Source organism: Belnapia sp. AC561 (genome assembly GCF_979252845.1).
Window position 1 is genome coordinate 178,734 of sequence record NZ_CEEDBP010000004.1, and the last position, 12,667, is coordinate 191,400.

Genomic DNA, 12,667 nt, shown 5'->3' on the forward strand with positions numbered 1-12,667 from the left:
TCAGTACAAGGACGCAGGCCATGGCCCTGGACCCCGCCACCAAGGCGAAGCTCGAGACGATCACCACCGCCACCTTGACCACGGTGCTGCTGAAGAAGGGGCTGCGCAACGTCTGGATGCGCGGGCCGCAGCCCTTCACCCCGGCCGCCCGCGGCAAGCGCCTGGTCGGCGAGGCCTTCACCCTGCGCTTCGTCCCGGCGCGCGAGGACCTGGCGACCCCGGCCTCCTGGTCCTCCCCCATCTCCACCCGCGCGGCGATCGAGGCGATGCCCGAGGGCTGCATCGCCGTGGCCGATGCCATGGGCCTGACCGATGCCGGCATCTTCGGCGACATCCTCTGCGCCCGGCTGGCCAAGCGCGGCGTGACCGCGCTGGTGACGGATGGCGCGGTGCGCGACGTCGCCGGCGTGAACGGCACCGGCCTGCCGGTCTGGTGCGCCGGCGGCGCGGCCCCGCCCTCCGTCGCCAGCCTGACCTTCGTGTCCTGGCAGGAGCCGATCGGCTGCGGCGGCGTCGCGGTCTTCCCGGGCGATGTCGTGGTGGTGGATGACGATGGCGCGGTGCTGATCCCCGCCGCCCTGGTCGAGGCGGTGACCGCGGAGAGCGTCGAGCAGGAGAAGCTCGAGGCCTGGATCATGACGAAGGTGGAAGCCGGCGAGGCGCTGCCCGGCCTCTATCCGCCGAATGCCGAGAACAAGGCGCGCTACGAGGCCGAGAAGAAGTAGGCCCCGCCCCCGATGCCGCAACCGGCCCCGCTGCCCGCCCGCTTCCCCTTCTGGACGGAGGAGAAGCTGCGCATCGCCGATACCGATATGAACGGCCATATCAACAATGGCGCCATCGGGGCTTTCTGCGAAGCCGGGCGGGCGGAGGTCCTGCACGAGATCGCCGGCCCGCCGCCCGGCCGCACCGTCGCCATGGCGGTCGCCCGGGTCGAGATCGACTACCTGCGGGAGCTCCACTACCCCGGCCGGGTCCGCATCGGCACGGCGGTGGCGCGCATCGGCAGCAGCAGCTTCACCCTGGAACAGGGCCTCTATTCGGGCGAGACCTGCTTCGCCAGCGCCCGGTCCATCATGGTGGTGATGGACCACGCCACCCGCCGCCCGATCCCGATCCCGGATGCGCTGCGGGCCGGCCTGACCCGCTTGGAGCCGATCGCATGATCCGTCGTGGCATCCTGGCCGGCCTCGCCGCCGCAACCTTCGCTCGCGCCGCCCTTGCCGAGACCTGGCCAGTGCGGCCGGTCCGCATCGTGGTGCCCTTCCCGCCGGGCGGGACGGTGGACATCCTCGGCCGCCTCACCGCCGCCTGGCTGACCGAGGCGACGGGGCAGAGCTTCATCGTCGAGAATCGCTCCGGCGCCGGCGGCAATATCGGCGCGGCCGCGGTCGCCCGCGCCATGCCGGATGGCTATACCCTGCTGATGGGCTCGCCCGGGACGCAGGCGATCAACGCGCATCTCTACCCGAACCCCGGCTACGACGGGATCGCGGATTTCGCCCCGATCTCGCTGGTGGCGGAGGTGCCGAACCTGCTGGCGGTGCATCCCTCACTGGGCATCCGCACGGTGCCGGAGCTGATCGCCGCCTCGAAAGCCTCGCGGCTGGCCTATGGCGAAACCAGCATTGGCGGCAGCACGCATCTCTCGGCCGAGCTCTTCCGGCTGCAGGCCGGGATCGAGGGCGAGCATGTCACCTATCGCGGCAGCGCGCCGATGCTGGGTGACCTGTTGCCGGGGCGGATCGCCTGGGGCGTGGACAACCTGCCCTCCATCCTGCCGCATATCCGCAGCGGGGCGCTGGTCGCGGCGGGGGTCACCAGCAAGGCGCGCTGGTCCGGCGCGCCGGAGATCCCGGCCATCGCCGAGAGCCTGCCGGGCTACGAGGTGACGGCCTGGTTCGGCCTGCTGGCGCCGAAGGGCACGCCGGGCGATGTCATCGGCACCGCCAATGCCGCCTTGGCGAAGATGCTGGCGACGCCAACCGCGATACGGCGGCTGGGCGAGCTAGGCGCCACGCCCATCCCCGGCACGGCGGAGGCCTATCGCGACCATATTGCCGCCGAGTTCCAGAAATGGGGCGACGTGGTGAAGCGGGCCGGTATCCGGCTGGAGTAGCTGCCGCCTTTCCACGGAGGGTTGGGCGACCGGCAGGCAGTTCGGCAACCGATTAACGGCGAATTCCTCTCCTGCAAACGCCACTGAGAGGCTGAAATTTCGCCGCCGGTGCTGGCGTCAGGGCGGGGACATCGCCAGATTGCGGCGGATGACCACACTTCTTGCTGATATCGGCGGCACCAATGCCCGCTTCGCACTCACCCTTCCTGGGGTTGAGGGCACCGGCCATTCCCCACCGGAAAGCGTCCGGCTGGACAAGTTTCCCGATATTGCCACTGCCATCGCCGATTACCTCGGTGATGCGCCGCCGCCCGAGGCGGCGATCCTGGCCGTCGCCGGCCCGGTGGAGCGGAACACGGTTCGCCTGACCAATCGCGGCTGGCTGGTGGACGGCGCAGCGCTCTCGGATGGGCTGGGCATCGACTCGGTTCGCGTGGTGAACGACTTTGCCGCCTTGTCCTGGTCCCTGCCGCAGTTGGCCGGCGCCGACCTGCTGCCGCTCGGCGGCAAGGCGGCGGATGCGGAGGCCCCGCTGGCGGTGCTTGGCCCGGGCACCGGGCTTGGCGTCGGCGCCTTTCTGCCCCCGGGCCGGGTTCTGGTGACGGAAGGCGGTCATGCCAGCTTGGCCGCCCATTCCGTCCGGGAAGCGGCCGTGATCGAATGGCTGCGCGGGCGGCATGGCCATGTCTCGGCTGAGCGAATGATCTCAGGGCAAGGTCTTGAGAACCTCCATGCCGGGCTGGCCGCGGTGGATGGCCTGGAAATCCCGGCACTGCCGGCGGCCGAGATCACCGCCCGCGCCCTGGACGGCAGCGACCCGCGCTGCACCGAGGTGCTGGCGATGTTCTGCGCCCTGCTGGGCAGCTTCGCCGGCGACCTGGCGCTGCTGTACGGCGCCCGTGGCGGGGTCTTCGTCGGCGGCGGCATCTGCCCACGCTTTCCGGAGTTCCTCGCCGCCTCCGCCTTCCGCGAACGGTTCGAGGCCAAGGGCCGGTTCCGTGACTGGCTGGCGCCGATCCCGGCCTGGCTCATCATGCGGCCGGACGCGGCGATGGTCGGGCTGGCGGCGCTGGCCCGTACCTGACTGAGCCAAAGTCTTGCCTCCCGCTGCCGCATGGCTTATTGGCCCAGGCATGCGCGCAGATGCCGAAACCCTGAATGAGCAGATCACCGCTTCGGTGTCCCTGCTGAGGAGGCATCTTTGACTGGGATGCTGCCCTACGCCGTCTCGATGAGCTGAACGCCAAGGCCGAAGACCCCGGCCTTTGGAACAACGCCGATCTGGCGAACAAGCTCATGCGGGAACGCTCCCGCCTGGCCGACCAGACCGAGGGCGTGCTGCGCCTCGAGCAATCCGTGCGCGATGCCCTGGAATTGGTCGAGCTGGCGGAAGCCGAGGGCGATGCCGATACCGCCGATGCCGCGGTTGCCGACCTCAAGGCCCTGGCCATCGAGTCCAAGCGCCGCGAGATCGAGAGCCTGCTGTCTGGCGAAGCCGACCAGAACGATGCCTATGTCGAGGTGAATGCCGGCGTCGGCGGGACCGAGGCGCAGGACTGGGCCGAGATGCTGCTGCGCATGTACCAGCGCTGGGCTGAACAGCATGGCTACAAGGTGGCGCTGACCGAACAGTCCGACGGGGAGGAGGCGGGGATCAAGTCCGCCACCCTGCAGGTGACCGGCCCCGCTGCCTACGGCTGGATGAAGACTGAGACGGGCGTGCACCGGCTGGTCCGCATCAGCCCCTTCGGTGGCAACGACAAGCGGCAGACCAGCTTCGCCAGCGTCTATGTCTATCCGGTAGTGGACGACAAGATTGAGATCGAGATCAACCCGGCCGACCTGCGGACCGATACCTTCCGCGCCTCCGGCGCCGGCGGTCAGCACGTGAACAAGACGGAATCGGGTGTCCGCTTCACCCATATCCCGACCGGTATCGTGGCGGCTTCCACCCAGGACCGCAGCCAGCACAAGAACCGCGCCATCGCCATGAACATGCTGAAGGCGCGGCTCTACGAGCTCGAGCTGAGCAAGCGCGAGGCGGTGAGCGCCGGGATCGAGGCCGGCAAGACCGACATCGGCTGGGGCCACCAGATCCGCAACTACGTGCTGCAGCCTTACCAGCTGGTGAAGGATCTTCGTACCGGCCTGGAGAAAGGCAATCCGGCAGCCGTGCTCGATGGCGATCTGGATGAGTTCATGGCCGCCGCCCTGGCCGCCCGTGTGGGCGCAACGCGATCCGAAGCTTCCGCTTCCGCGCGTTAGGCGAAGCCGGTTCGGCCCTTCCGGCTACCTGCTTTGTACCACCTGTCTGCGATAAGCAGACAATTGGGCAGGCATCACCGATCTGCGATTCGTGACAGAAAAAACTATCAATAGCTGAATACTGCAACACAAGAATTGTAATATTGGGCGATTTTCTTGTTACAAGCCATTCTCTTCGAATTCGGAACCCGCTATGGACTCCGCATAATCGAATCATGGCCGTTCCGTTATGCAGACCGACAGTAAAATCTCTCGTTTGCGCGATCTTCACTCGTCGATCAGGACGAAGTTCGCTGCGGCAATTCGACCGTTTTTCTACCGGATGCCACAGCGGATTGTTTCGCCGATTCGAACTGTGAAGAAGTATTTTTATACTTTCGGCTCTCTTCCTAACGTCATAGCGCCCCGTACCTTCAATGAGAAGGTCAATGCCCGGAAGTTCTTCGACCACAGGCCCATCTTCAATACCTGGGTGGACAAGCTGGCGGTCCGGGACTGGGTCGCCGCAGTAAAGCCGGGCTACGACCGTCTGCTACCGGCCCTGCTGCATGTCACCGCCGAGCCGAGCGATATTCCCTTCGACCAGTTACCCGATCGCTTCGTCATCAAGGCATCCCACGGCAGCGGCTGGCTGCGGATCGTGAAGGACAAATCCACTCTCAACCGGGATGCGGTGATTGCCGAGTGCCGGGAGTGGCTGAGCCTGAATTACTACGACATCAACCTTGAAGCCGTGTACCGGAACATCCCGCCCCGGATCATGATCGAGGAATTTCTCGACAATGGTTGTGGCGAGGCGCCCGAGGACTACAAGCTCTATGTCTTCCATGGCCGGGTGGAAATCATCCAGGTCGATGTCGCCCGCTTCGGCCAGCACCGCCGGAAGATCTACGACCGTGACTGGCAGGAACAGCAGGTCGAACTCTCGGTTCCGACCTATACCGGCACCCTGTCGCCACCCCCGCAACTGGCGGAGGTGATCGAAGTGGCGGAAACGCTTGCCGGCACGATCGATTTTGTCCGGGTGGACCTCTACGTCGTCGGCGATCAGGTCTACTTCGGTGAAATGACCCCGTCTTCGGGCAATGGCTTCAACCGTTTCACGCCGGTGTCTTTCGATGCGGTGATGGGGAGTTTCTGGAAGCTTGCGCCGCCTCCCCGCCTGTTGCTGAATTCGTTGCGGCAGTCGAGGGATACGGCCTGAGCGTCACAGCGGTACCAGCCGGGTGATGCGGTTGGGATTCTGCTCGCTCTGATAGATCACCCCGCTGGCCGGGTCCCGCCACATGCCATGGGCGCCGTTCAGAACCGGCCGGCAGCGGCCGATCAGCCGTCCTTCGGCATCGAAGTGACTGAGCCGCGGTACCTGGTCGGTGACGTAGAAGCTGCCATCCGGCCCGCCGTGGACGTCCATCGGCTTATGCACGTCGCGGATGTCCTGGAGATGGGTACCCTCGGGGGTGAAGACCTGCATCCGGCTGTTGTCGCGGTCTGCCACCAGCACCCGGCGATCCGGCAGCACCCAGACCGAATGCGGTGTGATGAACTCACCCGCCCGGTTGCCGGGCCGACCCCAGGCGCCGAGATAGACGCCATCCGCGGCGAAGCGATGGACCTTGGCATTGGCATAGCCATCGGCGACGAACATCGTGCCATCCGGCGCGAAGGCGATGTCGCAGGGCGCGTTGAAGGGCTCACCCGACCCATGTCGCTTGCCGAGGCCGCCGATCCGTTCGCCCGCGGCCGAGAAGATGATGACCTCATGCGCATCGCGGTCGACGACGAAGACGCGGCCATCGGGATGGACGGTGGCCATGTGCCCATCCATGACCACGCCGCCGCCCCAGGCGGCTAGGCGCTTGCCCTCCGGCGAAAGCACGACGATCGCCGGGGCTTCGGGGTCGGTATAGGGGTCCACCCGGAACTGCACATAGACCCGACCGGCGGCATCGCAGGCGACGTCGCTGATGCGGCCGGGCCCGTCCAGCGGCAGGTCGCCCCAGGGGCGCTCGACCCGGTACTGCTGTGGCCCGAGGGCGACCCGGTAGCTTTCCCGCGTCACTCGTTGAGGCCCTTGCCAGGATAGGGATGGGTCGCCACCCAATGGCGGGCGATATCGACCCGGCGGGTGATCCAGACATCCTGCTGCTGCAGCATGTGGTCCAGCACCCGCTGCAACCCGACGGCGCGCGCAGGGTGGCCGATCAGCCGCTGGTGCAGCCCGACCGACATCATCTTCGGCCGTCCCGCCCTGCCCTCCGCAAGGAGCATGTCGAAGGCATCACGGATGTAGCTGAACCACTGGTCGCTGGTACCCATCCAGCCGGCATATTTGCCGTCGTTGTTGGTGATGGAATAGGGCACGACGAGCTGCGGCTTGCCATCCACCGTCAGCCAGAAGGGCAGCTCCTCGCCGTAGTAGTCGCTGTCGTAGAGGAAGCCGCCGTGTTCCATCACCAGGCGGCGGGTATTCTCGCTGGGTCCGTAGCGGCAGTACCAGCCCTCCGGCTTGTGGCCGATGGTCTTCTCGATACTGGCGACGGCGCGGGCGATATGGTCACGTTCCTCCGCCTCCGACAGCTCGAAATGCTTCACCCAACGCCAGCCGTGGGAGCAGACGTCATAGCCGGCGGCGCGGATGGCCGCCGCGGCCTCCGGGTTGCGTTCCAGCGCCATGGCGCAGCCGAAGATGGTCAGCGGCAGGCCGCGTTCCTGGAACAGCCGGGTCAGCCGCCAGAAGCCGACGCGGCTGCCGTATTCGAACATGCCCTCTGCCGCCAGGTCGCGGCCGGACTTGAGCTGGTTCAACCCATGCGATTCGGTCAGGCCATTTTCGGTATAGCCATCGCCCAACTCGATCGAGGGCTCTGAGCCTTCCTCGTAGTTGATGACGAAGTTGACCGCGAGCTTGGCGCCACCCGGCCACTGCGGGTCGGGCGGGTTGGCGCCGTAGCCGATGAAGTCGCGTTTCACTTCATAAGGCATCAGGGCAGCTCCACGCTGAATTCGGGCACCGTGACGAATTCCTCGTCGGTCTTGGTGCCATCCCGCCACATGACGATGACGAAGCGGGCGGGGCCGTCGAGGATGGTGAAGGGGTGGTGCCAGACATTGGCGCCGAAGGTGACGCCCTGCATCGGCCTGGCGAGGAAGGCGCGGGCGCGGGCCATGTCGGGCCCGCCGGCGGCGTCGTGCGGCGCGACGATGACCAGCCAGCGCCCGGCTTCCTGCGGGATGAAGGACTGGGAGGAGAATTCGTGCCGCTCCATCGTCGTCGACTTCAGCGGCATTTCCGCCACGGCGTGCTTCACCGTGAGCGAGATGCTGGGCCGGGCGCCGGGGCGGAGGCTGGCCAGCGCATCCTCGAAATAGGTGCGCCCGGGGATGGCGGGGCATTCGATAACCTCGCCGAAGTTTAGGAACGCCGCGGAGGTGAGCGGCTCGGCTTTCAGAAACATGTCTATCCCCGCATGCGGCGCGTCAGGCCGGTGAACCGCTCCATCACCAGCATCAGGACGAAGACCGCCAGGATGAGGGTGCCGGAGACGGCGGCAACCCGGACGTCGAGCGTGGATTCCATCATGCCCCACATCCGGATCGGCAGCATGTCCGTCCGCGCCGAGGAGAGGAAGAGGGAGACCGGCACATTGTCGACCGAGGCCATGAAGGCGAGGAAGGCCCCGGCGGCGATGCCCGGCGCGATCAGCGGCAGCACCACCCGGCGGAAGGTCATCACCGGCCCAGCGCCGAGGCTGCGGGAGGCATCCAGCAGGGCCGGGTCGAGCTGGGACAGCGAGGCGCCGACGGTCCGCAGCACGAAGGGGGTGACGACGATGAGGTGGCCGGCCACCAGCATCTCCAGCGAGGGGCGGAAGCCGAGCAGGGAGAAATACATGAGCGCGGCCAGGCCGAAGGCGAGGCCGGGCAGCACCAGCGGAGCCATGAAGAAGGCCTCCGCCAGGCGCCCCGCCCGGCCGGCGGCGCGGGCCATGGCCAGCGCCGCGCCGGTGCCGAAGAGCGTCGCCAGCCCGGCCGCCCAGACGGCGACGGTCAGGGTATTGCCCACGGCGCGATGGATCTGCCGCGACCGCACCTCGTCCAGCAGCAGCTCGTACCACCGCAGGGAGAAGCCGGTGGGCGGGAAGCGGATGGAGCGGCTGTCGGTGAAGGAGGTGGCGAGCACCACCAGGATCGGTCCGATCAGAATCAACAGCGCCAGCGCCGCCAGGGTGCCGATGGTCCCGACATAGGCGATCTCGCCCGCGGTGCGGCGCCTAGCCATGGATGCGCCCCCCCGCGATGCGGCCGGCATAGGCGATGACCGCGATGACCGCCGAGACGGAGACCAGCAGGGCGATCGCCGCGGTTGCCGCGAAGGGCCAATTCGCCACCACCATCGCCTGCTGCCAGACCATGGCCGGCAGGTAGACCAGCCTTTCGCCGCCGATGACGGATTGGCTGATGAAGGCGGTGGTGGAAGAGGCGAAGACCAACAGGCAGCCGGCGACGATCCCCGGTGCGGCCAGCGGCAGGATGACCCGGAACAGCGTCCGCCAGGGCGAGGCGCCGAGCGAGGCGCTGGCATCCATCAGGTTCGGATCGACCCGCGCCATGACCGAGAGCAAGGGCAGCAGCAGCAGCGGCATCTCGATCTGGGTCAGCGAGATCACCAGCCCAAGCTCGGTCTGCAGCAGCCGCAGCGGATCGGCCGCCAGCCCCAGCCCGAGCACCAGCTTGTTGACCAGCCCCTCCCGCCCCAGGATGACGATCCAGGCGAAGGTCCTGACCACCACGCTGGTCAGCAGCGGCATCACCACGATGAACAGCAGCACCCGCTGCCAGGCCGGCGAGGCGGCGCGATAGACCAGCGCCAGCGGCAGGCCGAGCAGCAAGGTCGCGGCCACCGTCTTCAGCCCGAGCAGCACGGTGTTGCCGATGACCTTCCAATGGAAGGCATCGCCGAGGAACCGCTGCCACTGACCAAGGCCGAGCACCGTCATGCGGTCATCCGCGTAGAAGGAGACGGCGAAGAGCATCAGCAGCGGCGCCAGGAAGAAGGCCGCATAGGCGAAGCCCAGGGGCGTGGCGAGCCCCCAGGTCGATCTCATTTCGCCATCTCGCGGTTGAAGCGCTCGATCCAGCCGCCGCGCAGCGGGTTGATCTTCGACCAGTCATGCGTGTTGAAGCTCGACATCTCGGCCAGGCTCTTCATCGGCAAGCCGGCGCCGAGCGGCACCTCGGTGTTCACCGGCACGAAATTGTAGGGCGCCTTCTGCAGCGCATCCTGCACCGCACGGCCCACGACGATATCGATGTACTTGTAGGCATTCTCGATGTTGTCGCAGCCCTTGGCGATATGCAGCGTGGTGAAGAAGGCGGTGGCGCCGGTGGAGGGTACCGCGAATTCGATGTCGACGCCGCGGTCCTTCAGGGTCGTGACGGTCTGAGTATTGGTATAGATGACATCGCACTGGCCCTGCTGGAACAGCCCGGGCAGCGCCGCCGGGGAGCTCACCGCCGCGATCTTCGGCAGCGCCTTCTTCAGCTCGACCAGGGCGGGTTCGATATTCGTCTCCGAGCCGCCGAAGACCTTGGCCATCTCGATCAGGCTGACGGTGCCGAAGGTGGTGCCGAAGCCGGTGATGCCGAGGCGGGAGACCCAGGGGTCCTTCAGCAGATCGCCATAGCCGGTCGGCTTCGGCAGCTTCTTCGGGTTGTAGGCGATGCCGACGACCTGGGCATTGCAGCCGACGCCCCAGTCATCCACCAGCATGCTCGGCAGCCGGGCCTTGTTGGTCAGCTTCGAGACGTCAAATTTCTCGAACATGCCGCGGTCTATGGCGGTGATGCGCGGCCCCGGGTCCAGCACGAAGCAGTCGAAAGGCGGGGCGCCGCGGCTGGCGGCGAATTTGGCGATCTGGTCGACGGCGAAGAGCCCCTGCATCTCCAGCTCGATGTTGTGCTGGCGCTTCAGCGGCGGGGCGACGAGGTCGCGGAAGGCATCCTCCCAGGCACCGGGATAGATCGCTGTGGTAACGCTGCTGGCGCGCTGGGCCCGTGCCAAGGACGGCGCGGCGAGGCCGGCCAGCAGCGCGGTGCGGCGGGTGATCTTCAGGGACATGGTTATTCCTCCTCGGCTTCGGATCGGGGAAAGACGGCGGGACGGGCGCCCGGCACCAGGCCGCAGAAGGCGCGGGCGCCGCGGTCGCGGATGCTTCCCAGCCGGGGCTCGGTCAGGCGCAGCGGGATGCCGCCCTGGGTGGTCGCCTCGCGGATGGTCTGCCCGCCCAGCGGCAGGGCCAGGGCGAGCTCCACTGGGAAGCGGTCCGGCGCGGCCTCGTCGTGCAGCATCAGCTGTTCCGGCCGCACCGCCAGCAGCGCCGGGCCGGGCGGCGGCGCCTCGGCCACCGGGACCGAGAGATGCGTGCCGTCCGGCAGGCGGAGCCGGGCCATGCCATCCTCCACCGCCAGCAGCAGGCAGGGCAGCCGGTTGGTGCTGCCGATGAAGCCCGAGACAAACAACGTGCGCGGCTGGTCATAGACCTCGACCGGCGTGCCGAGCTGCTCGATCCGGCCGCCGCGCATCACCGCGATCCGGTCGGCGACGCTCATCGCCTCGTCCTGGTCATGCGTCACCAGGATGGCGGTGAGGCCGAGCTGGCGCTGCAGCCGCTTGATCTCGATCTGCATGTCGAGCCGGAGCGAGCGGTCGAGCGCGGCGAAGGGCTCATCCAGCAGCAGGATGCTCGGCTCGATCGCCAGCGCCCGCGCCAGCGCCACCCGCTGCTGCTGGCCGCCCGAGAGCTGCCGCGGCGCGCGGTCGCGCTGGGCGCCGAGCTGCACCATCTCCAGCAGCTCCGCCACGCGGGCAGCGATGCGGGCCTTGGGCGTGCGCCGGGCCTGCAGGCCATAGGCGACGTTCTCGGCGACGCTCATGTGCGGGAACAGGGCGTAATTCTGGAAGACGATGCCGACCTGCCGGCGATTGGGCGGCAGGTCGTCGATGCTGGCGCCATCGATCAGCACCTGGCCCTCGGCCTGGTGGGTGAAGCCGGCGACGGTCCGCAGCAGCGTGGTCTTGCCGCAGCCGGAGGGACCGAGCAGCGCCAGGATTTCCCCAGGGCGAACCGCGAGACTGACTGCGTCCAGCGCGGTGAAGGCGCCGTAGCGGACCGTCAGCCCGAGCACGTCCAGCGTATGGCCGCGCAGGGCGGACGGCAGGGAAGCCGCGGACTCTGTGGCGGGACTTTGAAGCACGGCGTTCTCCGGGGAGCGGCCCGCGAGACGCAACCTTCATGCCAAGGAGAGTTCCCAAGGCGCACCGACAATGAATGGCATACGACGCACGGATCAGAGGCTGCTTCTGGCCTGAATGCCCAGCAATGCGGCATGCACCCATGCTTGCCACGGCTGCGGTGCATGTCATCCTGTGGCCGATGCCGCCCGAAGCCCCGCCTACACGACACCAGCGCGCCGATGGCGCCTTCGAGCTGGTATTCGGTTCCTCCCCCCGCGGCACCGTCCTGCGGCACCTGTTCCAGCAAGCGCCGCTCCGCGCCTTGTTCCCCGACCCGGAGCCGGGCGAGCCGCCGACCGGCGCCATCCTGAATTGCGCCGGTGGCCTGGCGGGGGGCGATGCGCTGCGCCAGGTGGTGCGGCTAGAGGCAGGTGCTCGGGCGACTGTCTGCACCGCCGCGGCGGAGAAGATTTATCGCAGCCTGGGACCGGACAGCCGGATCGACACCATCCTGGCAGTCGGTGCCGATGCCTGGCTGGAGTGGCTGCCGCAGGAGACCATCCTGTTCGAGGGTGCGCGCATGTCCCGCCGGATGCGGGCGGAACTCGCCCCGGGCGCCCGCCTGCTGGCGACGGAGATGCTGGTCTTCGGCCGCGCCGCACGGGGCGAGGTGATGACGACGGGCGCGGTCTTCGACCAGTGGCGCCTGCATGGGCCGGAGGGGCTGCTCTGGGCGGATGCGCTGGAGCTGGGCGACCCCGCCCAGCTCGCCGCATCCTTCGGCTTCGACGGGGCGGAGGCGCTGGCGACCCTGTTGCTCGTCGCGCCCGGGGTTGAGGCGCAGCGCGACCGGCTGCGCGGCCTGCCCAAGCTGGCCCCCGGCGCCATGACCCTGCCGCGGCCAGGGCTGCTGGTGGCCCGCTGGCTTGGCCGTGCCACCGCCGTCCGCCGCGCGCTGGGCCAGGCGATCGCCACCCTGCGCGCCGCGGCGCTGGAGCAGCCGCCGCGGCTGCCTCGGCTGTGGACGACATGAGGCTGGCCGGGCC

General features: G+C 68.0%; 14 protein-coding genes. 7 read left to right on the forward strand and 7 right to left on the reverse strand.

Annotation, left to right across the window (positions count from 1 at the left end; all coding sequences use genetic code 11):
- The first annotated feature begins 20 nt into the window (after positions 1-20).
- The 6 genes from AC0IW9_RS05125 (at position 21) to AC0IW9_RS05150 (ending at position 5,588) form a co-directional block, all read left to right on the forward strand.
- Positions 21-725, forward strand: a complete 705-nt coding sequence (locus tag AC0IW9_RS05125) for a ribonuclease activity regulator RraA (RefSeq protein WP_471647135.1) — start codon at positions 21-23, stop codon at positions 723-725.
- Between the two features lie 12 nt (positions 726-737).
- On the forward strand, positions 738-1,166 hold the full coding sequence (locus tag AC0IW9_RS05130) for an acyl-CoA thioesterase (protein ID WP_471647136.1): 429 nt from the start codon (positions 738-740) through the stop codon (positions 1,164-1,166).
- The gene (locus AC0IW9_RS05135) at positions 1,163-2,119 is read left to right on the forward strand and encodes a Bug family tripartite tricarboxylate transporter substrate binding protein (RefSeq protein ID WP_471647137.1); all 957 of its coding nucleotides are present in this window, start codon (positions 1,163-1,165) and stop codon (positions 2,117-2,119) included. Before AC0IW9_RS05130 ends, AC0IW9_RS05135 begins: the two co-directional genes overlap by 4 nt.
- A 148-nt stretch (positions 2,120-2,267) precedes the next feature.
- On the forward strand, positions 2,268-3,203 hold the full coding sequence (glk, locus tag AC0IW9_RS05140) for a glucokinase (protein ID WP_471647138.1): 936 nt from the start codon (positions 2,268-2,270) through the stop codon (positions 3,201-3,203).
- Between the two features lie 49 nt (positions 3,204-3,252).
- A protein-coding gene (gene prfB, locus AC0IW9_RS05145; protein WP_471647139.1) for a peptide chain release factor 2 occupies positions 3,253-4,384 on the forward strand; the annotation gives its coding sequence in 2 pieces (ribosomal slippage) (positions 3,253-3,321 and positions 3,323-4,384; 1,131 coding nt in all).
- Between the two features lie 229 nt (positions 4,385-4,613).
- The gene (locus tag AC0IW9_RS05150) at positions 4,614-5,588 is read left to right on the forward strand and encodes an ATP-grasp fold amidoligase family protein (RefSeq protein WP_471647140.1); all 975 of its coding nucleotides are present in this window, start codon (positions 4,614-4,616) and stop codon (positions 5,586-5,588) included.
- A gap of 3 nt (positions 5,589-5,591) precedes the next feature.
- On the opposite strand, the gene AC0IW9_RS05155 is transcribed toward AC0IW9_RS05150, so the two are convergent.
- Genes AC0IW9_RS05155 through AC0IW9_RS05185 form a run of 7 tightly spaced genes read right to left on the reverse strand, consistent with a single transcriptional unit; the run spans position 5,592 to position 11,641 of the window.
- Positions 5,592-6,446 (reverse strand): NHL repeat-containing protein, encoded by an 855-nt coding sequence (locus AC0IW9_RS05155; protein WP_471647141.1) that lies wholly within the window; start codon positions 6,444-6,446, stop codon positions 5,592-5,594.
- Positions 6,443-7,369, reverse strand: a complete 927-nt coding sequence (locus AC0IW9_RS05160) for an allantoinase PuuE (RefSeq protein ID WP_471647142.1) — start codon at positions 7,367-7,369, stop codon at positions 6,443-6,445. Before AC0IW9_RS05160 ends, AC0IW9_RS05155 begins: the two co-directional genes overlap by 4 nt.
- Positions 7,369-7,842 (reverse strand): ureidoglycolate lyase, encoded by a 474-nt coding sequence (locus AC0IW9_RS05165; RefSeq protein WP_471647143.1) that lies wholly within the window; start codon positions 7,840-7,842, stop codon positions 7,369-7,371. The genes AC0IW9_RS05160 and AC0IW9_RS05165 overlap by 1 nt, the downstream gene beginning before the upstream one ends.
- 2 nt (positions 7,843-7,844) lie before the next feature.
- A complete protein-coding gene (locus AC0IW9_RS05170; protein WP_471647144.1) occupies positions 7,845-8,666 on the reverse strand; it encodes an ABC transporter permease in 822 nt (273 codons plus the stop codon).
- On the reverse strand, positions 8,659-9,492 hold the full coding sequence (locus AC0IW9_RS05175; protein WP_471647145.1) for an ABC transporter permease: 834 nt from the start codon (positions 9,490-9,492) through the stop codon (positions 8,659-8,661). Before AC0IW9_RS05175 ends, AC0IW9_RS05170 begins: the two co-directional genes overlap by 8 nt.
- Complete coding sequence (locus AC0IW9_RS05180; protein WP_471647146.1) at positions 9,489-10,505, reverse strand: extracellular solute-binding protein; 1,017 nt, start codon at positions 10,503-10,505, stop codon at positions 9,489-9,491. Before AC0IW9_RS05180 ends, AC0IW9_RS05175 begins: the two co-directional genes overlap by 4 nt.
- A gap of 2 nt (positions 10,506-10,507) precedes the next feature.
- Positions 10,508-11,641: an ABC transporter ATP-binding protein gene (locus AC0IW9_RS05185; protein WP_471647147.1), complete on the reverse strand. Its 1,134-nt coding sequence runs from the start codon at positions 11,639-11,641 to the stop codon at positions 10,508-10,510.
- 140 nt (positions 11,642-11,781) lie between these two features.
- On the opposite strand from AC0IW9_RS05185, the gene AC0IW9_RS05190 reads away from it, so the two are divergent.
- On the forward strand, positions 11,782-12,654 hold the full coding sequence (locus AC0IW9_RS05190) for an urease accessory protein UreD (RefSeq protein WP_471647148.1): 873 nt from the start codon (positions 11,782-11,784) through the stop codon (positions 12,652-12,654).
- Positions 12,655-12,667: the final 13 nt, after the last annotated feature.